The organism is Bradyrhizobium sp. 172 (assembly GCF_023101065.1).
Taxonomy (GTDB): domain Bacteria; phylum Pseudomonadota; class Alphaproteobacteria; order Rhizobiales; family Xanthobacteraceae; genus Bradyrhizobium; species Bradyrhizobium canariense_D.
In genome coordinates this window covers 3847077-3869097 of record NZ_CP064701.1, presented here as the reverse complement: position 1 = coordinate 3869097, position 22021 = coordinate 3847077, and the positions used below count along the sequence as shown (strand labels likewise).

Annotated in this window: 22 protein-coding genes; 2 read left to right on the top strand and 20 right to left on the bottom strand. The window is 64.9% G+C overall.

All coding sequences use genetic code 11. From position 1 onward, the window contains the following. Positions 1-12: 12 nt before the first annotated feature. Genes IVB07_RS18690 through yajC form a run of 6 tightly spaced genes read right to left on the bottom strand, consistent with a single transcriptional unit; the run spans position 13 to position 5666 of the window. The gene (locus tag IVB07_RS18690; protein ID WP_018458016.1) at positions 13-1257 is read right to left on the bottom strand and encodes a threonine ammonia-lyase; all 1245 of its coding nucleotides are present in this window, start codon (positions 1255-1257) and stop codon (positions 13-15) included. A 45-nt stretch (positions 1258-1302) separates the two neighbouring features. Then, complete coding sequence (locus tag IVB07_RS18685; RefSeq protein WP_018458017.1) at positions 1303-2166, bottom strand: phytoene/squalene synthase family protein; 864 nt, start codon at positions 2164-2166, stop codon at positions 1303-1305. Next, positions 2163-2546: an Mth938-like domain-containing protein gene (locus IVB07_RS18680; protein WP_018458018.1), complete on the bottom strand. Its 384-nt coding sequence runs from the start codon at positions 2544-2546 to the stop codon at positions 2163-2165. The genes IVB07_RS18685 and IVB07_RS18680 overlap by 4 nt, the downstream gene beginning before the upstream one ends. A gap of 60 nt (positions 2547-2606) precedes the next feature. After that, on the bottom strand, positions 2607-3626 hold the full coding sequence (secF, locus tag IVB07_RS18675) for a protein translocase subunit SecF (protein WP_018458019.1): 1020 nt from the start codon (positions 3624-3626) through the stop codon (positions 2607-2609). 10 nt (positions 3627-3636) lie between these two features. Then, positions 3637-5241, bottom strand: a complete 1605-nt coding sequence (gene secD / locus IVB07_RS18670; protein WP_018458020.1) for a protein translocase subunit SecD — start codon at positions 5239-5241, stop codon at positions 3637-3639. A gap of 59 nt (positions 5242-5300) precedes the next feature. After that, on the bottom strand, positions 5301-5666 hold the full coding sequence (gene yajC, locus IVB07_RS18665) for a preprotein translocase subunit YajC (RefSeq protein ID WP_007610701.1): 366 nt from the start codon (positions 5664-5666) through the stop codon (positions 5301-5303). Positions 5667-5847: 181 nt separating this feature from the next. On the opposite strand from yajC, the gene IVB07_RS18660 reads away from it, so the two are divergent. After that, positions 5848-6864, top strand: a complete 1017-nt coding sequence (locus tag IVB07_RS18660) for an ATP-binding protein (RefSeq protein WP_018458021.1) — start codon at positions 5848-5850, stop codon at positions 6862-6864. Positions 6865-7021: 157 nt separating this feature from the next. Here IVB07_RS18660 and IVB07_RS18655 read toward each other — a convergent pair whose 3' ends face one another. Together IVB07_RS18655 and IVB07_RS18650 are read right to left on the bottom strand one after the other, a co-directional pair. Further along, positions 7022-8407 (bottom strand): LysM peptidoglycan-binding domain-containing M23 family metallopeptidase, encoded by a 1386-nt coding sequence (locus tag IVB07_RS18655; RefSeq protein WP_018458022.1) that lies wholly within the window; start codon positions 8405-8407, stop codon positions 7022-7024. A 109-nt stretch (positions 8408-8516) separates the two neighbouring features. Then, on the bottom strand, positions 8517-9167 hold the full coding sequence (locus IVB07_RS18650; protein ID WP_026233485.1) for a protein-L-isoaspartate(D-aspartate) O-methyltransferase: 651 nt from the start codon (positions 9165-9167) through the stop codon (positions 8517-8519). Between the two features lie 225 nt (positions 9168-9392). Here IVB07_RS18650 and IVB07_RS18645 point away from each other — a divergent pair, with 225 nt between their 5' ends. Then, positions 9393-9764 carry a response regulator gene (locus tag IVB07_RS18645; RefSeq protein ID WP_007590670.1) on the top strand — a complete coding sequence of 124 codons (372 nt, stop codon included), beginning with the start codon at positions 9393-9395 and terminating at the stop codon, positions 9762-9764. Positions 9765-9799: 35 nt separating this feature from the next. Here IVB07_RS18645 and surE read toward each other — a convergent pair whose 3' ends face one another. From surE to IVB07_RS18585, 12 genes are all read right to left on the bottom strand, one after another. Beyond that, entirely contained in the window at positions 9800-10567 is a 768-nt protein-coding gene (gene surE / locus IVB07_RS18640) for a 5'/3'-nucleotidase SurE (protein ID WP_018458025.1), read from the bottom strand. Positions 10568-10668: 101 nt separating this feature from the next. Beyond that, the gene (locus IVB07_RS18635; RefSeq protein ID WP_018458026.1) at positions 10669-11031 is read right to left on the bottom strand and encodes a hypothetical protein; all 363 of its coding nucleotides are present in this window, start codon (positions 11029-11031) and stop codon (positions 10669-10671) included. Positions 11032-11125: 94 nt separating this feature from the next. Next, entirely contained in the window at positions 11126-12457 is a 1332-nt protein-coding gene (serS, locus tag IVB07_RS18630; RefSeq protein WP_018458027.1) for a serine--tRNA ligase, read from the bottom strand. A gap of 198 nt (positions 12458-12655) precedes the next feature. Continuing rightward, on the bottom strand, positions 12656-13468 hold the full coding sequence (gene tatC, locus IVB07_RS18625) for a twin-arginine translocase subunit TatC (RefSeq protein ID WP_018458028.1): 813 nt from the start codon (positions 13466-13468) through the stop codon (positions 12656-12658). Then, positions 13465-14019: a Sec-independent protein translocase protein TatB gene (gene tatB / locus IVB07_RS18620; RefSeq protein WP_018458029.1), complete on the bottom strand. Its 555-nt coding sequence runs from the start codon at positions 14017-14019 to the stop codon at positions 13465-13467. Before tatB ends, tatC begins: the two co-directional genes overlap by 4 nt. A gap of 88 nt (positions 14020-14107) precedes the next feature. After that, positions 14108-14344, bottom strand: a complete 237-nt coding sequence (locus IVB07_RS18615) for a twin-arginine translocase TatA/TatE family subunit (RefSeq protein ID WP_007610722.1) — start codon at positions 14342-14344, stop codon at positions 14108-14110. A gap of 166 nt (positions 14345-14510) precedes the next feature. Beyond that, positions 14511-15263 carry an SMC-Scp complex subunit ScpB gene (gene scpB, locus IVB07_RS18610; RefSeq protein ID WP_247767772.1) on the bottom strand — a complete coding sequence of 251 codons (753 nt, stop codon included), beginning with the start codon at positions 15261-15263 and terminating at the stop codon, positions 14511-14513. Positions 15264-15284: 21 nt separating this feature from the next. Beyond that, positions 15285-16124, bottom strand: a complete 840-nt coding sequence (locus IVB07_RS18605; RefSeq protein ID WP_007590654.1) for a ScpA family protein — start codon at positions 16122-16124, stop codon at positions 15285-15287. Then, complete coding sequence (nagZ, locus tag IVB07_RS18600; RefSeq protein ID WP_018458031.1) at positions 16121-17149, bottom strand: beta-N-acetylhexosaminidase; 1029 nt, start codon at positions 17147-17149, stop codon at positions 16121-16123. The genes IVB07_RS18605 and nagZ overlap by 4 nt, the downstream gene beginning before the upstream one ends. Before the next feature lie 45 nt (positions 17150-17194). Next, a complete protein-coding gene (locus tag IVB07_RS18595; protein WP_026233486.1) occupies positions 17195-18769 on the bottom strand; it encodes an SPOR domain-containing protein in 1575 nt (524 codons plus the stop codon). A gap of 139 nt (positions 18770-18908) precedes the next feature. After that, positions 18909-20699, bottom strand: coding sequence for an arginine--tRNA ligase (gene argS / locus IVB07_RS18590; protein ID WP_018458033.1), 1791 nt, complete (start codon positions 20697-20699; stop codon positions 18909-18911). Between the two features lie 9 nt (positions 20700-20708). Then, positions 20709-21917, bottom strand: a complete 1209-nt coding sequence (locus IVB07_RS18585; RefSeq protein ID WP_026233487.1) for a deoxyguanosinetriphosphate triphosphohydrolase — start codon at positions 21915-21917, stop codon at positions 20709-20711. Positions 21918-22021 lie beyond the last annotated feature (104 nt).

Here is a 22021-nt window from a genome sequence, read left to right as displayed (position 1 = left end):
GATCATGCACGCTCAGGTACAGCGCGCACTCAATCCGGATGCGCCAAGCTTCGCCATGACCTCGTCGAGATGGGCGCTGTCGCGGGTTTCAATCACCAATTGCAGCAACGTCGCCTTGGCCGGAAGATCCGAGAACGTGCGCTGGTGCGAGACCTCGATGATGTTGGCGCCGGCCTCGGCCAGCAGTGCCGCGACCGCAGCCAATTGGCCGGGCCTGTCGGGAATGTCGAGCGACAATTGGGTGAGCCGCCCCTCGCGCGCCAACTCGCGGGTCAGGACCGATGCGATCAGACGTGTGTCAATATTGCCCCCGCTCAGCACCAGCCCGACCTTCTGACCGGCGAAACGGGACGGGTCGGACATCAGCGCGGCGAGGCCAGCGGCACCGGCGCCTTCGACGACCGTCTTCTCGATCGAGATCAGGGTCGCCACCGCGCGCTCGAGCTCGGCTTCGTTGACGAGCGCAATGTCGTCGACAAGGCGGCGGACGATTTCGGTCGTGATCTTGCCGGGCGACTTCACCGCGATGCCTTCCGCGAGTGTGTCGCCACGTGCCGGCAAATTGCCGTCATGGATGGCATTGTACATCGAGGGGTAGAGCCAGGCCTCGACGCCGAGGATCCGCAGCGACGGCTTGATCGATTTCGCGGCAATGGCGATCCCGCTGATCAGGCCACCGCCGCCGATCGGGACGACCAGCGTATCGAGCTCCGGCACGGCCTCAAGTATTTCCAGCCCGACCGTGCCCTGCCCTGCGATGACAAGCGGATCGTCATAGGGATGGACGAAGATCATGCCATGGACTTCGCCGTGGCTGCGCGCATACGCGGCCGCCTCCTCCAGCGTGGCGCCCGTCACCACCACCTCGGCGCCGTGATGCCTGGTGTTCTCGACCTTCACCATGGGCGTGCCGACCGGCATGACGATAGTGGCGGGAATGCCGAGCCGCTTGGCGTGATAGGCGACGCCCTGCGCGTGGTTACCCGCCGACATCGCGACGACGCCCCGCGCGCGCTCCTCCGGCGTCAGCGCCTTGAGGCGGTTGAGCGCGCCGCGCTCCTTGAACGAGGACGTGAACTGGAGGTTCTCGAATTTCAGCCAGATGTCGCAGCCGCAGATATTGCTCAGCGTGCGGCTGTAGCTACAGGGCGTCTCGACGACGGCGCCGCGGATCGTCTCGGCGGCGGCATGGATGTCGGCCGGTACGACCGGAAGGCCGCCCAGATCGGAAGATATGGTTTGGGACAACTCAGCCATAGGACAGCATAGAGCATTTGCCCGGCTCCGGCGATAAGCCAACCGCTATTTGGTAAATTCCCGCGAACGTGAAGCCCGCCACAGCGTCCACAGCGTACGCAGCCGCGATGACGGTTGCGGCGTAAATGGATTGCGCCCGGGTTGCGACAGGCGCTTGAGGTCGGCCCGCGCTTGTCCGAGCGGAAGGAACGTTGGACGCACTGATGCCGGCACCTCCACCAGCAGCGACAAGGCCGTCGTCAAATGTTGCTGCGCCTCGCCCGAGAGTTGGCCCAGCGCGGCGCGCAAGTTTGGCGTCTCCTTTCCGGCGAACACGTCTTCCACGTCGCAATCGTGGCTCGCCAGCACCTGCTGCGGCAGGAACAATTGCCGGCGCGCCGCATCGCGCGGCAGATTGGCGATGACCTGTACGATGCCCTGCGCCAGCCCGGCATGGCGGGCGAGATGCTCGGCCGCCGCCGACGGTGGTCCCATGATCCGGGCGGCGAGATCGAACAGCGCCGATGAGGTCGCCGCGAGGTAGCCCTCCAGCGCCGCCATTGTTGGCATTGGGTCGTTGTAGAGATCGAATTGATGCTCGTCGGCGAGCAGCGACAGCGGCTCGACCGGCAGGTCGAAATCACGGATTGCGCGGAGCAGCTCCGCCGCCACCGGATTGCCCTCGGCACTGCCATGGACTTGGCCCGACAGCATGTCGGTCCACCATTGCAGGCGGATTTCACCGGGCAAGGGCTGGCTCACCTGATCGCGGACGCGGACGATCTCGACATTGAAGGCATAGAGCGCCAGCAGCCCGCGGCGCTCGGCAGCGGGCGCGAACAGGGTCGCGGCATAGTGCGGAAAGTCGTGGCTGCGCACGAGGTCAGCACAGAACGCAGCAGAATCCGGCGGCGGCGCGGAGCCACTCATGGCACGGCGATCAGCGCGGCCGCGACGCGCCGCCGTTCGCCCATCATGATGTTGTAGGTACGCACGGCGGGACCGGTCTGCATCGCATCCAGCACCACCCTCGCCGCTTTGAGCGCCTGGCGCAGTTCCGGCGGCGGCAGCCAGACCCCGGTTCCGGTGCCGACCAGGAGCGTGTCGATGCTGTTGGCAGACTTGAAGACTCGATCCAGCGAATAGCGGTCGATCTTTGCAGGGTCCGTTATGTCCCAGGCCCAGATCGCGTCGGGCAGGCAAAGCAGCGATCCCCGATGCGACATCCCGGCAAAGGCAAAGCCGCCCTTGCCATAGGCTTCGATCGGCGCCGAGCGGGGGAAATGCGGTGCGTTGGGATCGCCGGCCATGAGCTTCGTCCGAATGAGCTTACTGCCCTCCCAAACTCCTGCGAGGGCATGCGGTTCGGATCATGCCTTGCTTTTCTTCGCCGGCGTAGCCTTATCGACCGCATCCTCGCGATGCTCGCCGACGCCGAGATAGATCAGGATCGGGGCCGCAATGAAGATCGAGGTATAGGTGCCGACCAGCACCACGCCGAACATCATGACCGCGGTGAAGCTGTGGATGGCATGGCCGCCGAACAGCAGCAGGGCCAGCAGCGCCAGCGTCACAGTGAAATGGGTGATGATCGAGCGCGACAGCGTCGAGTTGATTGATTCGTTGAGGAGCTGCGGCATCGGCATCTTCTTGTAGCGCCGCAGCATTTCACGGATGCGGTCGTAGATGACGACGGTGTCGTTGAGCGAATAGCCCAAAATCGTCAGAAGCGCCGCGATGCTGGTCAGGTCGAAATCGACCTGACTGATCGACATGAACCCGATCGTGAGCACGATGTCGTGCACGTTGGCGATCATGGCGCCAAGCGCGAACTGCCACTCGAATCGGAACCAGAGGTAGATCAGGATCGAGACGATCGCCAGCATCAGGCCGAGCATGCCGTAGGCGAGCAATTCGCCCGATACGCGCGGTCCCACCACCTCGACGCGGCGATAGTCGACGGAATCGCCAAGCGCGGTGCGGACCTTCTGCACGGCCTCCTGCTGGGCGGCGTCGCCGCCCGGCTGCTCCGCGACACGGATCAGGACATCGGCGGGGCCGCCGAATTGCTGCAACTGGACTTCGCCCAGACGCAGGGCATCCAACGTCGTACGCATCGCCGCAATATCGGCGGTGCCGGACTTGGCCTGCACCTCCAGTAGGGTGCCGCCGCGGAAGTCGATGCCGAAATTCAGTCCATGGGTGAAGAACAGCGTGATCGCGACGATCGACAACGCCGCCGAGATCGGGAAGCTGATCCGGCGAAAACGCGTGAAGTCGAAATGGGTATCGTCGGGGACGATGCGCAGCGACGGCAGCCAGCCGAATGCCGCAACCACGGTGAGAATGGCAATGAGGACGCCGAGCCCGATGAGAACAGTGTGATTCACGATCAGGCTCCTAGATCGGCACGCTCTGCGGCCGCTTCCACCGCACCCACCAGGCCACGATCAGCCGGGTCAGGGTGAAAGCGGTGAACACCGTGGTGATGATGCCGATTCCGAGCGTCACGGCGAAGCCGCGCACCGGACCGGTACCGATGTAGAACAGCACCGCGGCGGCAATAAAAGTGGTGATGTTGGAATCGAGGATGGTCGCAAGCGCCCGCTTGAAGCCGGCGTCGATCGCCGAGATCGCGTTGCGGCCGCCACGCAACTCCTCGCGGATGCGCTCGTAGATCAGCACGTTGGAATCGACCGCGATACCGACGGTGAGCACGATGCCCGCGATGCCCGGCAGCGTCAGCGTGGCGTTGAGAAGCGACAACAGGCCGAAGATCATGGCGACGTTGATGGCCACCGCGATGTTGGCGAACACGCCGAACAGCCGGTAGGTCAAGAGCATGAAGATGATGACCAAGATCGAGCCGACATAGGCGGCGAGCTCGCCCTTTTCGATCGAGTCCTGGCCGAGGCCCGGACCGACGGTGCGCTCCTCGACCACCGTGAGCGGTGCCGGCAGCGCGCCGGCGCGCAGCAGGATCGCGAGATCGTTGGCCGATTGCACCGTGAAACTGCCCGAGATCTGGCCTTGTCCGCCGGTGATGGGCTCGCGGATCACGGGAGCCGAGATGACCTTGTTGTCGAGCACGATCGCAAAAGGCAGCCCGACGTTCTCTTGCGTGGCCTGCGAGAACTTGCGCGCGCCCGACGTATTGAACTTGAAACTCACGACGGGTTCGCTGGTGCGCTGGTCGAAGCTCGCTTGGGCATCGGTCAGGTCGCCGCCGGCGACCAGCACCTGCTTCTTGACCACATAGGGTGTGGGCGGCGGTGACGCGCTCATCAGAAGCTCGGATTCCGGCGGCAAACGTCCTTGCTGCGCCTGATCGGGCGGCACCGACGTATCGACCATGCGGAATTCCATCTTCGCGGTCTTGCCCAGCAATTCCTTCAGACGAGTCGGGTCCTGGAGGCCGGGGACCTGCACCAGGATGCGGTCGTTACCCTGGCGCTGGATGACAGGCTCGACGGTGCCGAGCTCGTTGACGCGGCGTTCGACGATCTGGATCGACTGCTCGATCGTCTTGCGCATGCGGTCGAGCATCGCGGCCTGCGGGATGGTAAGGCGGATCACGCCACCGCCGGCGTCAGTCACATCCAGGTCGCGCTGACCGCTGGATCCGACCAGTCCTCCCAGCGGCTGGGACAGCTCGCGCAGCTTGGCGAGCGCAGGCTGCAGATCGGATTCCTTGGTGATCCGAACCTCGGCCGCGTCGTTGCGCACGGTGACGCCGCCGGTGAAGCCGATCTTGGCATCGCGCAGCGTCCGGCGAACGTCGTCGCGGACCTGGTCGAGCCGCTCCTTCTTCACATAGTTGCCGTCGACCTCGAGCAGCAGATAGGAGCCGCCTTGAAGATCGAGGCCGAGCACGAGCCGACGCTGCGCCCAGGCGGGCCAGGTCTTGACCTGCGCTTCGGGGAAGAAGTTCGGGACCGCGCAGAGGCACACGATCAGCGCCGTCAGGATAATCCCGAGCGCCTTCCACCGCGTGAAATACAACATCGACTGGACCTGTCAGATCAGGAGATTTGCAGGAAAACTTGAGAGACTCGCGGAAGCACTCACTTCGACGCGGCGTCTTCCTTGGCGCTTTCCTTGGATTCCTTGGCCGGCTCGCCCTTGGCGCGTACGCCGGAGACCATCGAGCGCATCTGCCGCACGCGCACGCCATCGGCGATCTCGAACTCGATCTGGTCGTCGTCGACGACCTTGGTGACCTTGCCGACGAGACCGCCCGAGGTCACGACGGTGTCGCCGCGGCGGATGTTCTTCACCAGGTCGGCGTGGTCACGGACCTTCTTCTGCTGCGGACGCAGAATCAGGAAGTACATGATCACGAAGATCAGGGCGAACGGCAGCAGCGACATCAACATGCCGCTGGTGTCGCCGGCGCCCGCAGCCTGGGCATACGCAGGGGTAATCAGCATTCGGACGATCCTCGTGAGAACGGGGGAAAACCGGTCAGGCCCAAATGGCGACCGGTTCGGTCAAATTCGCGCGGACTATAGCGGCCATTGCCCCAATTGCAACGCTGCCAGACCGCCCCTTTTAGCCACCTTGCGGCGCGCGCACAGGCCCGATAAGGCTGCATTCTCAGGAACTTCGGACATGCCCCAAAAACCAAGCAAAAGCCCGGCCGGCAAAGGCCCTCGCACCCCTGCCGCGAAGGCAGCCGGCGTCGCGGCAAAACGTCCCAAGGTGGCCCTCAAGGCGGCTTCCAAGACGATTTCCAAGACGACGTCCAAGACGAACCAAAACGTCTCCCAGCAGCGCATCGTTCGCGCGCTGGAGACGATTGCGGCGCACCTCTCCGCGCAAGGCAAGCCCGCCGCCGAACGCGAGTCGTTCAAGCAGGCGGATGCTTTCGTCTGGCACCCGGACGGCCGCCTTGCGGCGGTGCCGCGGGTCAGCCGCGTCGAAATGTTCCTGCTCAAGGGCGTCGACCGGATGCGCGACATCCTGATGGAGAACACCGAGCGTTTCGCCAACGGATTGCCCGCCAACAACGCGCTGCTCTGGGGCGCGCGCGGCATGGGCAAGTCGTCGCTGGTGAAGGCGGCGCATGCCAGCATCAACGCGGAGCGCAAACCGGCCGACAGACTGAAGCTGATCGAGATTCATCGCGAGGACATCGAGAGCCTGCCCGCCCTCATGGAACAGCTTCGCGCCTCATCCTTCCGTTTCATCGTGTTCTGCGACGACCTCTCGTTCGACGGCAATGATGCGTCCTACAAATCGCTCAAGGCGGTGCTCGAAGGCGGCATCGAGGGGCGGCCGGAGAACGTCATCCTCTACGCCACCTCCAACCGCCGCCATCTGCTGGCGCGCGAGATGATCGAGAACGAGCGCTCGACCGCGATCAATCCCGGCGAAGCCGTCGAGGAGAAGGTCTCGCTGTCGGATCGCTTCGGTCTCTGGCTCGGCTTCCACCGGTGCAGCCAGGACGAATATCTCGCCATGGTGCGGGGCTATTGCAGCCATTTCGGCGTGAAGATCGACGATGACGCCCTGGAACGCGAGGCACTTGAATGGTCGACGACGCGCGGCTCGCGCTCGGGCCGTGTCGCCTGGCAGTTCGTCCAGGAGCTTGCGGGACGGCTCGGCGTCAAGCTGGCGGCGACGTAGCCACAGTCATAGCCCAACCCAAAACTGTCATCGCCCGCGAAAGCGGGCGATCCAGTATTCCAGAGACGGTTGTGATCGATCGAGAGGCCGCGGCGTACTGGGTCGCCCGGTCAAGCCGGGCGACGACAGCTTCAGTTGGGAGACAATGTAGGCCTCATCACGCCCCGTTCAGGAATTGAAGCGGATCAACCGGGCTCGATCCCTTGCGGATCTCGAAGTGGAGCTGCGGCGACGCCACCTCCCCGGATTGACCCGACTTGGCAATGACCTGGCCGCGCTTGATGGTATCGCCGCGCTTCACCATCAGCTCACTCGCATGGGCATATGCGGTGACGTAGCCGTTGGAGTGCCGAACCAGGACCAGATTGCCGTAACCTTTCAGCTCGTTGCCGGAATAGGCAACGACACCGTCTTCGGCCGCCTTGACCGGCGTGCCCTCGGGCACCGCGAGATTGATGCCGTCGTTGGATTTGCCATTGGTCTTGGCGCCGTAGCTCGTGACCACCTTGCCGCGCACCGGCCAGCGGAAAGTCGGCAGCGCGCTGGTGGTCTCCGCAGCTTTCGCGGGAGTGTCCGCGGCCTTGTCTTCGACGTTGGCGGTGGCCTGGGCCAGGCGCGCGCTCTGCACCGGCGCGGCGACGGCGGCCATCTTGGTGGCGGGCGCAGGCGCGGCAGCAACCGGCTGCAGCGTCCCCGCGACGGGAGCGGCTCCGACCGGAGCCGCGGCAAGCGGTGCTGCGACAGCGGCGGTCTTGGCCCCGGGCACGGCCAGCCTGGCGCCGAGCTTGAGTTTTGCAGAGGGATCGAGGCCGTTGGCGCGGGCCAATTCGGCCGCCGAGATATGGTTCTTGCGGGCAATGCTGGCGAGCGTGTCGCCGTGGTTCACGAAGTGCGTGCTTGACGGCGCGGCAACGGCCGCAACCGGCTTCGCAGCGGGCGCTGGGGCAGCGGCAACGGAAGCCATGAGCGGCGCGGGCGCAGCCGCCGTAGCTTGGTGCGGAATGATCAGTTGCTGGCCGGGCGAGAGCGCGCGCGGCCCCTTATAGCCGTTGGCGGCGAGGATCGCCTGCGGCGTGACGCGATAGCGTTTGGCAAGCAGGTCGAGCGTATCGCTGGTGCCGACGATGATCTTGGTTCCGCCGACCGGCTGGGCGGCTGCAACCGAGCGTGGCGGCACGGTGGCCGTGGTCTCGAGATGCGGCTGCGCCGGGGGTGCGTAGGAGCCCACGCCGCGTCCGCCTCCGGACACACCGCCTGCTGCAACGGGGTAGGATTGCGGCGTGGATACCGCCGGCGGCAAAGGCTGCGACTGATAATAACCGGACTGCGTCTGCGGCCGCGAATATTGCGGCAACTCACGCTGCGGCGGCGGGGCCTGCTGCACCGAACCGGTCGATTCCTGCGCGAAGGGATTGGAGAAGTTCGACTGGGACATGCGCGACGACATGTCGGCGCTGCACCCTGCGAAGCTGAAGGAGATCAGCGCCAGCACCGCGACCTGCGGCACACGGCGCGAGTAAAGCAACTCGGCGGCAACGGACATGGTTACTCACTCGTACGCAACAGAACTGGTGTTTTAAGTAAACACGCGCCGAGTAAATAACGGCTTAACCCTCCCAATAAGATGTTGGCAGCGCAGCCAATCCGGAATTCTACAGCTCCCGCGCCACGCCGGGCAGCGCCGGCACGAAGCGGACCTCGACGAGTTCCTTGCGCTCGATCCCGGCTTCGGTCCGGCTCAGCCGGATCAGCGTCTGCACCCCCTGATGCGGGCCGACGGGCGCGATCAGGATGCCACCCACCTCCAGCCGCTCGACCAGGTTCTCCGGGAGCTGCTCCATCGCGGCCGTGACGATGATGCGATCGAACGGGCCAATATTGGGGGGCAGATTGAGTCCGTCGCCCAGCATCACCTCGACGTTGTGATAGTTGAGTTTTTCAAGCCTGATACGTGCGGCATCCGCAAGCTTGCGGTAGCGCTCGACCGTCAACACCTGGCCGGCGAGCCGCGACAGCACCGCCGCCTGGTAGCCCGAGCCGGCGCCGATCTCGAGGACGCGGTGCTTCTTCTGAAGCTGGAGCTGCTCGGTCATGTAGGCGACGACAAAGGGCTGGCTGATGGTCTGCCCGCAGGCGATCGGGAGCGCGCTGTCGCGATATGCGCCGTCCCGATCGGCGTCGTCGACGAATTGATCGCGCGGCACCTCCTCCATGGCCCTCAGGACCGCCTGGTCGCTGATGCCCCGACGCCTCAGCGTGAGCTGAAACATCATCTTTTCCGGCGGGTGCTGATGGGGGGTCATTGCCTGCTTGTGCTGTGTTTGCGGTCCGGAACGCCCAACCCGGGCGCGAGATTCCTGTTCCGGCTCAGGGAACCCATGATAGGCTTCGGATGGCGTAGTTGACCATAAATTGGCTTGCAACGGGCGAGCCGCGATGGCCATTTTCAGGCATCCGTTCGTCGAAACGCGCATTGCGTCGATTCATGTTATCTGCGAACGTTTTTGGCAATGGGCAAGGACTCGACCATGACCGCGACGGGGCTTACTGGCCGCTCTGTATTCCTCGTCGAAGACGAGGTGATGATCAGGATGATGGTCGCGGACATGCTCGAAGAGCTTGGCTACAAGATCGCAGCCGAGGCGGGCGACATCACCGAAGCCATGCGGCTCGCCCAGGCAACCGAGTTCGACATCGCCATTCTCGACGTCAACGTCAACGGCAAGGTCATCTCGCCGGTCGCCGATGTCATCAAGGCGAAGGGCTGCCCGTTCATCTTCGCCACCGGATACGGTTCCTCGGGCCTGCCCGAGCAGTACCGCGATCGGCCGGCGCTTCAGAAGCCATTTCAGCTCGACGCCCTCGGCAAGACCATCGAAGCCGCGCTTCGCGGCGGCTAGGCCCCATTCCAGGTCGGATTACTTCAGCGTCGGACTTACTTCAGCGTCGCACTCAGCGCCTCGGAAAACGCCTCGTTGGTCCGGTCGAGCCTGAGCGGCGTGACGGAGACGTAGCGTTCGCGGAGCGCCGCGAGATCGGTGCCGTCGGCCGGCGTATCCATCATCGCGGTGCGCTCGAAGCCGATCCAGAAATACGGATTGCCACGGCCGTCCCTGCGCTCGTCGATCCTTAGGAAGCCGAGATTGCGCTTGCCTTGCCGCGTCACGCGGATGCCCAGCACATCCTCCGGCGCGCAGGCCGGGAAGTTGACGTTGATGACGGTGTCCTTCGGGATGCCGGCGGCGATCACCTTGCGCAGGATGTCGGGCCCGAATTTGCGGGCCGTGTCCCACAGCGGCCGGTCGCGGGTCTCCACGCTGAACTCCTGCGACAGGGCGAAGGACGGCAGCCCCAGGATGGTGCCCTCCAGCGCACCGGCGATGGTGCCGGAATAGACCACGTCCTCGGCGACGTTGCGGCCCTTGTTGACGCCGGACAGCACGACATCGGGCAGCTTGGCGCCGAGGATGTGGCGCGCGCCCATGATGACGCAGTCGGTCGGCGTGCCGCGCACCCCGAAATGCCGCGGACCGACCTCGCGCAGGCGCAGCGGATCGTTGAGCGACAGCGAATGCGACACGCCGGACTGGTCGAGCTCAGGCGCGACCACCCAGACGTCATCGGACAATGCGCGCGCGATCTCCTCCAGGACCTTGAGGCCGGGGGCGTGGATGCCGTCGTCATTGGTGCAGAGAATGCGCATGGGAAAGGTCGATTCCTGAAGCGGGTCTGAGCCGTCTTATCCGGCCGGGGCCGATCAGGCAAACCGGCCGACCGGGCGGCACCTGGTCGCCGGCTTGGCGGTTATCGGCGAACTCGCCATTGCGGCAGAAAGCGCGCAAGCCGGCCCTCCGCGTGCAATCTCATCGCCGGCACGACCGGGCTCACCATCGGCGCCTCAATCACGCCGAGCGCCTCCAGCTGCGCGACGAATGGGTCCGGCACCGGCGCCTGCGGAAAGCGTTCGCGTGCCAGCGACAGTGCCTGGTCGAAATCCGCGGCATTCACACCGGGCTTGGCGCGCCGGCTCTGGACCAGATCGTCGTCCCAGAGCCGCGTGATCGCGATGTCGAGCACGCCACGCAGCCGCTGATCGACGGCCTGGATACCGGCACCCGTCACCGCCCATTGTCTGCCGACCCAGAAGATATCGCGGTGCAAGGCCATGAACGATCGGTTCGCGTTGTCGGGTGGCCGGCAGGATAACCGGCCGCCCGATCTTCGCAACCAAACGTTTCTCCGTTTCAGATTGGCGGCACGCCTAGTCGCGTGCGACCACCTTCAGCCCGCCCATATAGGGCTGGAGCACGCTGGGGACCGCAATCGAGCCGTCCTCTTGCTGATAGGTCTCCATCACGGCGATCAACGCGCGGCCTAGCGCTGTGCCGGAGCCGTTGAGCGTGTGCACGAACCGCGGCTTGCCATCGGGGCCGCGCGAGCGCGCGTCCATCCGGCGGGCCTGGAAATCGCCGCAAACCGAGCAGCTCGAGATCTCGCGGAATGCCCCGCCGTCGCCCTGACCCGGCATCCAGACCTCGATGTCATAGGTTTTTTGCGACGAGAAACCCATATCCCCGGTGCACAGCGTCATCACGCGGTAATGCAGCTCGAGCCGTCGCAGCACTTCCTCGGCACAGGCGAGCATGCGCTCGTGCTCGTCCTTGCTCGTCTCCGGCGTCGTGATCGAGACCAGTTCGACCTTGGTGAACTGGTGCTGCCGGATCATGCCGCGGGTGTCGCGCCCTGCGGCGCCCGCCTCCGCGCGAAAACACGGCGTCAGCGCAGTCAGCCGCATCGGCAGCTGCTTTTCGTCGAGGATGGATTCTCGGACGAGATTGGTGAGCGCCACCTCCGCGGTCGGAATGATCCCGAGACGCTCGGTCCGGAGCCGCTCATGGTCGGGCGCGGCGAGCAATTCGCCCTTGATCGCCCAGAACTGGTCGTCCTCGAACTTCGGCAATTGTCCGGTGCCGAACATGATCTCGTTGCGCACGAGCAGCGGCGGATTGATCTCGGTATAGCCGTGCTCGTCAACGTGTAGATTCAGCATGAACTGGCCGAGCGCGCGTTCGAGCCGCGCCAGTCCCTTCTTCAACACGACGAAGCGCGCGCCGGAGAGTTTCGCTGCGGTCTCGAAATCCATGTCACCGAGCGCGGCGCCGAGATCGTCATGGGGTTTTGGCACGAACGCGTAGTTGCGCCTGTTGCCGAAGACATGGCGCTGCACATTGCCGTGCTCGTCGACACCATCGGGCACCTCGCCGAGCGGCAGATTGGGGATCGCCGCCAGCTCCTTGGCGAGCTCCTCGTCGGCAGCCTTCGCGGTCGCCTCGAGCTCCGGCATGGTGGTCTTGAGCTCGGCGACCTCCGCCATCAGCTTCGCCGCGCGCGCCTCGTCCTTCGTCTTCTTGGCATCGCCGATTTCCTTTGAGGCCGCATTGCGCCGCGCCTGCGCCTGCTCGGAAGCCAGGATCGCCGCACGCCGGGTCTCGTCGATCGCAAGCAGCGACGCCGACATCGGCTTCAGGCCGCGTCGTGCGAGGCCGGCGTCGAAGGCTTGCGGGTTGTCGCGGATCGATTTGATGTCGTGCATGGCCGTGGTCCTGGGGCTTGTTGCAACCCTGCAAATCCTGGATTTGCATTTATGCAAATGGCTGCTTCCCCTAGCACGGCTGTCATCGCCCGCGAAAGCGGGCGATCCAGTATTCCAGAAACATCACTGATTCCCCATAGGCCGCGGCGTACTGGATTCCCCGCTTTCGCGGGGAATGACACCGGAGTATGGGGCGCCCTACTCTGCCGGATTGGCCGGCGTCGATACGTCGGTGCCGCTAGAGGCTTGCGAAGCTGCAGCCTTCTTCTCCACAATTCCCACCGCGATGATCGAGCCCTCGTAGAGCGCGAGCAAGGGAATCGCGAGCGAGCACTGGCTGAGCACATCGGGCGGGGTCAGAACGGCCGCGATGACGAAGGCAACGACGATGAAATAGCGGCGCTTCTCGCGCAGCATTTTAGACGTGACGATGCCGATGCGCCCCAGCAGCGTCAGGATCACCGGAAGCTGGAAGGCGATGCCGAAGGCGAAGATCAGCGACATCATCAGCGACAGATATTCGCCGACCTTGGGCAGCAGCTGGATCTGCGCGGTCTCGTCACTGCCGGCCTGCTGCATGCCGAGCGAGAAGCGGACCAGCATGGGCAGCACGACGAAATAGACCAGTGCTGCGCCCAGCACGAAGAAGAACGGGGTCGCGACCAGATACGGCAGGAAGGCCTGCTTCTCGTGCTTGTAGAGTCCGGGAGCGACGAACTTATAGATTTGTGTCGCGACGATCGGGAACGAGATGAAGCCGGCGCCGAACAGCGCGAGCTTGAGCTGGGTGATGAAATATTCCAGCAGCGCGGTGTAGATGAATTTCGAGTTCTCGGGACCCGCGATCCACACGAACGGCCAGACCAGCACGTTGTAGATCTGCTTGGCGAAGAAGAAGCAGAAGATGAAGGCAATGCCGAAGCCGAGCAGCGCTTTGATCAGCCGCGAACGCAGCTCGATCAAATGGTCCATCAGGGGAGCTTTGCTGGCCTCGATATCGGCGGCGCTCATGACGCTTTGGCGCCCTTAATCGCCTCGGCCGGCGCAGTGTCCTGGGTGACCGAATCTTGCGTGACCGAACCTTGAGCGACCTGCGCCTGCTCGACCTCACGGGTGATGGCGAGCGGCTCGTTCACGGCCGCATGTGCCTCGGCTTCCACGAAGGTCTCCGGCGTCGGCGCTTCCGGCGTGGTGGGCGTCGTCAGCGCTTCGCTTGAAGTCGCCGACGGTTCGACAGCGGTGGAGATCGAGGTCTCGGCGGGTTTGTCCAGTGCATCGACGCGGAGCGCGTCGCTGACGTCTTTCTGGAGCGAGGTCATCAAATTGTTGCCGGCGAAGCCGGAAGCCGCTTCCTTGACCTCGTCGAAGCTCTTCTTGAGGTCGGCCATTTCGGCCTCGCGCATCGCTTCCTGGAATTGGCCCTGGAATTCGGCGGCCATCTTGCGCGCCTTGCCCATCCACTGCCCGACCATGCGCAGCACGCCCGGCAGCTCTTTCGGGCCGATGGCGATCAGAGCCACGACCCCGATCAGGACCAGTTCACTCCACCCGATGTCGAACATGAGGTCTTCCGTTCACGCCAGCCGCAGCCGGCCCAATCCCTCGCGCGCAGGATCGGGTCCGCTACCCGCGTCTCGCGTGCTCTCTGGCTCAGACGGCCTTGCTGCCGACGTCCGACCGTGCCGCGGTCGGCGCGGCATTGTTGTGCTCGATGGACTTGGCCGGCTCGGGCTTGTCGGCGACCTTGTCGTCGTCCTGCATGCCCTTCTTGAACGCCTTGATGCCCTGCGCCACGTCGCCCATCAGATCCGAGATCTTGCCGCGACCGAACAGCAGCAGGACCACTGCGATCACCAGGACCCAGTGCCAAATGCTGAGTGAACCCATCCTGCAACCCTCCAAACGCGCATGGCCGGGGACCGGCCGATCTTCACCGAAACCTAGGCTTGGCAGGTGTCAAAAACAAGGACCAAGGCAGCGCCAATTCGCTGTTGGCGCTGCGTAATTTTGCTAGTGTTAACTGGTCGCAGGCGGCCGGTAAAAGGCCGGGACGTCAGTCCTCGCTGCCACCCCCGCCCCCCGCATGGCCGCCTTCCGGCGGCGTCTCGGGCTCGACCGCGGGCGCCAGCGCCAGATCAAGGTCCTCGCCCGGCTCCAGCGGATCCTCGTCTTCCCGCAAAGTCGGGTCATCCGACGGCGTCGGCACGCTGAATCCGGTCGGCAGGCGCGAATCCAGCAGGCCCGTGCCCTTCAGCTCCTCCAGGCCCGGCAAATCGCCGAGCTGTTCCAGAGTAAACTGCGACAGGAAGTCCTCGGTGGTTCCGAAGGTCAAGGGACGGCCCGGCGTCTTGCGACGACCGCGCGGCTTGATCCAGCCGGTTTCCAGCAGCACGTCCAGCGTGCCCTTCGAGGTGACGACGCCGCGGATCTCCTCGATCTCGGCGCGCGTCACCGGCTGGTGATAGGCGATGATCGCCAGCACTTCGATCGCGGCGCGCGACAGGCGGCGGGTCTCGGTGCTCTCGCGGGTCATCAGCCAGGCGAGATCGCCCGCGGTACGGAAGGTCCATTTGTTGGCGACCCGCACGAGATTCACGCCGCGCAGGGAGTAGTCGGCCTGCAACTGCTCGAGCGCGGCCTTCACGTCGACGCCCTCGGGCATGCGCTTGGCCAGCGTCGCGGTGTCCAGCGGTTCATTCGAAGCGAACAGCAGCGCTTCCAGCAGCCGCAATTCTTCGGGACGTGCCTGGGACTCGTTCTCCATCGGCTCGGCCTCTTCTACCCGCACTTCAGCCAGGCTTGCCATGGCAGATTCTCCTTGTTGCACTTAAGCGACCGGCGCATCGGGCGCAGGAGCTGCGTCCATGACCGGCTTGGGGCGCCCCTTCCGGAAATAGATGGGCGCAAACGCCTCTTTCTGATTCAGCTCGAGCTGACCTTCGCGCACCAGCTCGAGCGCAGCCGCGAAACTCGAGGCGAGCACCGTCGCGCGCTGCGTCGGATCGGCGACATGCTGAAGCAGAAAATCGTCGAGAACGCCCCAATCGTCTTGCTCGCTGATGCTTCCGACGAGCCGCTCCAGCGTGGCGCGCGCCTCGGCAAGCGACCACACCGTGCGCTTGGCCAGATGCACGCTCGCCAGCACGCGCGACTGGCGCTGCGCGGCATAGGCGGTGAGCAGGTCATAGAGCGTTGCCGTGTATTTCGGATGCTTGATCTCGGCGATCTGCTCGGGCTCGCCGCGCGGGAAGATGTCGCGCAGCAATTGCTGCCGGTTCATCAGCCGGTTGGCGGCTTCACGAATCGCCTCCAGCCGGCGCAGGCGGTTGGCGAGCGCCGTCGCCATCTGCTCCGCGCTCGGGCCTTCCGCACTCGGCGGCTCCGGCAGCAGCAGACGCGATTTCAAGAAGGCGAGCCATGCCGCCATCACGAGATAGTCGGCGGCGAGCTCGAGGCGGATCTTTCGCGCGGCTTCGATGAAGTGGAGATATTGGTCGGCGAGCGCCAGGATCGAGATCTTGGCGAGATCTACCTTCTGCTGCCGCGCCAGTGCGAGCAGCAGGTCGAGCGGACCTTCATAACCCTCGACGTCCACCACCAACGCCGGCTCACCCTCGGCGAGCTCTGCGGGCCGCCCGGTTTCAAACGATAGGATTTCTGCGGTCATGCCGATGCCGTGTTTGCCCGTGCGATCAATGCCTCCAGTTCGGCGCGCGCGGCCGCGCGATCGAACGGTTGCGGTCCTTTACGCGCAGCGAGCGCGGCGTTCGCCCGCTCCAGCGCCCTGCCCGCCAGTTCGGGTGTCTGGCCGGCGACCTCACGCATTTCCTCGATGTTGCCGTTGCAATGCAGGGCCATGTCGCAGCCGGCCGCAAAAATGGCGCGGGTCCGTTCGGCGATGTTGCCCGACAGCGCGTTCATCGACACGTCATCACTCATTAACAAACCCTGGAACCCGATTGCGCCGCGAATCACCTCAGCGATCATTGTCGCAGATGTCGTCGCCGGATGGGCGGGGTCGACCGCGCTAAACACAACATGTGCAGTCATGGCCATCGGCAAATCCGCCAAAGGCTTGAATGCCGCGAAGTCGGTGCGATCCAGTTCGTCGCGCGACGTGTCGACCGTCGGCAGATTGAAATGGGTATCGGCCGTAGCTCGGCCATGGCCGGGGATGTGCTTGAGCACCGGCAACACGCCACCCTGTTCCAGGCCCTCGGTGACCGCGCGGGCGATCGCGGCGACCTTTCCCGGTTCGGTGCCGTAAGCCCTGTTCCCGATGACGGCGTTGGCGCCAGCCACCGGCACGTCGGCCAGCGGCAAGCAATCCACGGTAATGCCGAGATCTGCGAGATCGCAGGCGATCAGCCGGGCGCTGAGGCGCGCCGCGGTCAGCCCGAGCGCCGAATCAGTATCGTAGAGGCCTGCGAAAATAGCGCCCGGCGGATAGACCGGCCAATGCGGCGGCGTCAGGCGCTGCACCCGCCCACCCTCCTGATCGATCAGGACAGGGGCATCAGCGAAACCCGCAACCGCCCGCAATTCCGCAACGAGTGCAGCAACTTGAGCCGGCGTCTCGACATTGCGCTTGAAGAGGATGAAGCCCCACGGGCGTTCGCTGCGGATAAACTCCCGCTCGGCGGCGGTTAGTTCCGTTCCGGAAACGCCGGTAATGAAGGCCCGCGTGCTCATACGGCCGATTAACCCTGACCCGCGAGAGGGTCAAGGAAACGGCCGTTAATTCCTCTGGACGAAGCAGGCAGACAGGCCAGCGGATTTCAAACTGTTGCAGGCCTGGTTCGCCTCTTCGAGCGATCCGTACGGCCCAGCGAAGGCGCGGTAGACGATTCCCTTGCCCTTGTCGGTCAGGTCGACCCGCTTGACCACGGGTGCGCGGGAGCCAAGCACGCTGCCGTACTTGCTCTGAAGCACCCGGTACGAGGCGTGGGCGCTATCCTCGGTCTGCTGCGAGGAGACCTGCACGACGTAGCCGCCGCCACCGCTGCTCGCGGGCGCAATTTGCGTCGGATTGGTCGCAGCCATCCGCTGCGGTGGCTCCGCGGCCGGCGCCGATTGCGGCGCAAGCGAGAGCGGCTGATTGGCACTGGCATTGGCCGAGGTCGGCGGCGTGCGTGGTGCAGCTGGTGCCGCAACGGGCTTCGGGAGAGCTGTCGGCTTCGCGGCCGTGGTCGCTTGCGACGCGGTGGCGTCGGTCTGATCGCCCTTCACGGCCACGGTCCTGATCGCGCGCGGCGAATTGTTCGGCAGCGTGCCGTTGCTCGGATTCGGGCCCGCACTCGACAGCGGAATGCTGGACGGCGACACGCTCGCGACTGGCGGCGGGTTCGCGTTCTGGTTCAGCGCCGGGAACACCACGCGGGGACCTCCCGCCTTGGCGTTGACGTCGACAGGCGCCTCCTCGCGCGGCACGATCTTCTCGGCGCCATCTCCGGTGACCATGCGGTCCGGTACCTTGGCCGAGGAGTCCGACGGCGCCGGCACGATTTTGGTCGGCGTGTTGTCGGCCTTGATGATCGGCGGCTCGCCGCTGCGGGGCGAGCCCACATAGGTCTTGTAAGCGAACGCAGCGCCGGTCCCGACCACGGCAAGGGCCAGGATCGCCGCGACGGTCATCATGCCGCCGCGCTGCTTCTTCGGCTCGTCGAGATCGGCCTCGGGATAGTCGCTCTGGAACGCGTAAGGATCGTCGGGATAGGCGGGATCGCGCTGATAGTCCTGCTCGCCCGCCTCCAGCCGTCCGTAGAGCGCCTCGTCGTAGCGCGCCGGATCGGGCTGCTGGTGGGCTTGCTCCTGGTAAGCCTGATCGGGCTGCTGATATGCCTGATCCTGATAGGCCTGCCCCTGATGGGTGCGAGCTTGATAGGCCTGATCCGGATAGGCCTGCGGCTGACGATAATCAGGTTCAGGCTCGGGCGCAGTCGGCTGGGCTGAATAACGATGCAGTGGATGAACCGGGTTTACGGAAGCGGGATAGGCAGGCTCAGCTGGCACCGTCTGCGGCTGCACATTGGCGCGCCGCATCCATGAGGGTGGCCCGGGCGGCGGCGGGGCTTGGTCGGCATAGTCCTGCTGGCCATCGTCCTGGCGATAGTCGTCGTCCTGATAGCTCTGGGCAGGCGCAGGTGCTGCAGGCGGGTGCACGCCCGGCCGCCCTTGCGCTGCGAACGGATCGGTCTGCCCGATCAGGCGGGCAAGTTCGGCCAAGGGATCACCGCTCTCCGCCCTCCCATGCTGATCGCCACCGCGATAGTCATCGGAAGGAAACGGTCTGTCCTGATATCGTTCGGCCATCGTGATGATGCGTCCCTTCGGGAAAGCCGCGCGCCCCTCGACCAAGGCGCGGCTTTCGACCCACAAGGCTTTCAACCAAGTCTAAGCGATCCGGCTTCTGCCGGTTACCCCCGAAATCCCTTAAGTAGTTCGCCCCAAACTACCGCATCTCGTCCGGAGCATGGACGCCGAGGATGGCGAGGCCCGATGCCAGGACAGAGACGACGCCCTGGACCATGGCCAGCCGCGCCTTCGTTAGATCTGCATCATTATTGATAATGAAGCGTAAATAGGGCAAATCGCGCCCCTTCGTCCAAAGTGCATGAAATTCGCTGGCTAAATCATAGAGATAGAAGGCAATTCGGTGCGGCTCGTGGGCGGTTGCGGCCGCTTCCAGCATGCGCGGAAATATTGCGAGCCGCTTAAGAAGGTCGAGTTCAGCCGGGTCCGACAGCCGTTCCACCGCCGACTCACCCAGCCAGGCGATGCGCTTTTCCGTTTCCTCCGGGAGTTCCGGGAACACCTCGGCCCGGGCGTTGCGGAAGATCGAGTGGCCGCGGGCGTGGCCGTACTGCACGTAGAACACCGGGTTGTCGCGCGACTGTTCCATGACCTTGGCGAGGTCGAAGTCGAGCACCGCGTCGTTCTTGCGGTAGAGCATCATGAAGCGGACGGCGTCCTGGCCGACTTCATCCACCACCTCACGCAAGGTGACGAAGTCCCCGCTCCGCTTGGACATTTTCACCGGCTCGCCGTTGCGCAGCAACTTCACCAGCTGGACGATCTTGACGTCGAGCGCCCCCTTGCCGGAGGTGGTCGCCTTCACCGCCGCCTGCATGCGCTTGATGTAGCCGCCATGGTCGGCGCCCCAGACGTCGATCATCTCCGCGAAACCACGATCGAACTTGTTCTTGTGGTAGGCGATGTCGGCGGCGAAGTAGGTGTAGGAATTATCCGACTTGATCAGCGGGCGATCGACGTCGTCGCCATAGGCGGTCGCCTTGAACAGCAACTGCTCGCGATCTTCCCAATCCTCGGTCGGAGCCCCCTTTGGGGGCGGCAGACGGCCCTGGTAGACGTCGCCCTTGGCGCGCAGGAAATCGATGGTCTCGGCGACCTTGTTGTTGCCGGCGTTCTGTAGCGAGCGCTCGGAGAAGAACACGTCGTGGCGGATGTTGAGCGCGGCGAGATCATCCTTGATCTCGTCCATCATCATCGCGATCGCCTTGGCGCGCACCGTCCGTAGCCACGCGCCCTCGCTCACGGCGAGGAGCTTGTCGCCGTGCTCCTGCGCCAGCGCCTGCCCGACCGGCTTCAGATAGTCGCCGGGATAAAGGCCTTCCGGCATCGCGCCGATGTCTTCGCCGAGCGCCTCGCGATACCGGAGGAACGCGGAGCGGGCGAGCACGTCGACCTGCGCGCCGGCGTCGTTGATGTAATATTCGCGCGTGACGTCACGGCCTGCGAATTCAAGCAGGCTCGCCAGCGCATCGCCGAACACGGCGCCGCGGCAATGGCCGACATGCATCGGTCCGGTGGGGTTGGCGGAGACATATTCGACGTTGACCTTGGAGCCGCCGCGGACGCGGCCGTAATCGGCGCCCTCGCGCAGCACGGTCCGTAGCGCCTCGGCCCATGCGGCCGGCTCCAGCGTCAGGTTGATGAAGCCTGGACCTGCGACGTCGACCTTGGCGATCAACGGGTCCGCGCGCAGCCGTTCGGCGATCTGCTCGGCGAGGTCGCGCGGCTTTGCCTTTGCCTCTTTCGCAAGCACCATGGCTGCGTTGGTCGCCATGTCGCCATGGGAAGCATCGCGCGGCGGCTCGACCACCACGCGCGAGAAATCGATGCCCTCGGGCCAGTTGGCTTCCGCCGCGAGCGCGCGGCAGACCGCGTGCACGCGTGCGAGCACGTCGGCGAACAGGTGCAGTGCTGAGGATGTGTCGGGCATGGGCGCCGCCTAACGCAAATCCGGGGTCGAGTCAAAGAGCCGCTGGTGCTCGGTCAGGGCGAAACGGTCGGTCATTCCGGCAATGAAATTCCCGATCCGGCGGGCCCGGTCGCCCTCGTTGTCCGCCTCCGCCCCGACCAGCCATTCCGGCGGCAGCTCGCCGGGCGAGGTGAGGTATTTTGCGAACAGGTCGAACAGGATCTGTTCCGCCTCGCCCATCACCCGCATGACCCGCTTGTGGCGGTACATGTGCTGATAGAGAAAGCGCTTGATGGCGGCCTCCTCCTCGGCGACCGCGGCGGGGAATGCGATCAATGCCCGGCTCTGCTGGCGCACGTCCTGTGCGGATTGCGGTTTCACGGCGGCAAGGTTTATCTGGGCCTCGGCGAACACGGCACCGATCAAGTGTGAGATCAGCTCGCGCACCAGCTCGGCGCCGCGCCTGACGTCTTCGAGATCGGGGTAATGCGCAGAAGTCTCGGCGATAATCTCCGCGGTCAGCGGCATCACCTTGAGGTCGTCGAGGTGAAACAGGCCGGCGCGCAGACCGTCGTCGATATCGTGGGCATCATAGGCGATGTCGTCCGCGATCGCGGCGACCTGTGCCTCCAGCGAGGCGAAACTCCACAATTCGAGATCATAGATCTTGATGTAGTCGGCGATGCCGACGGGAACGCCGCGCTCGCGATAACGCCCGGCCGGCGCACCGCTGCGATCGGTCAGCGGGCCGTTGTGCTTGACGATGCCCTCCAGCGCTTCCCAGGTCAGGTTGAGCCCGTCGAATTCGGGATAGCGCTGTTCCAGGGCCGCAACGACGCGGAGCGTCTGGGCGTTGTGATCGAAGCCGCCAAAATCCTTCAGGCAGGCGTCCAGCGCCCGCTCGCCGGCGTGCCCGAACGGCGGATGGCCGAGATCGTGGGCGAGCGCCAGGGTTTCCGTGAGGTCCTCGTCCAGCCCGAGCTGCCGGGCCAGCGCGCGGGCGATCTGCGCCACCTCCAGCGAATGGGTCAGCCGGGTGCGGTAGTGGTCGCCCTCGTGGAACACGAACACCTGGGTCTTGTATTTCAGCCGGCGGAACGCGGTGGAATGGATCACCCGGTCGCAATCCCGTCGAAACGGGCTGCGGGTCCGGCTTGGCGGTTCCGCGACCAATCGGCCGCGACTGCGCTCGGGATCGCAGGCATAGGGCGCGTGGGGGGCAGCCATTCCGACGGACACGGCGAATTTAGTCTCTATCCATTTGATTCTGCGTATGGTGGCACTTAACTATGCCGGACGCGGGATACCAACTGAATAGGGCACGTGACCTTCAGGTGACCTTG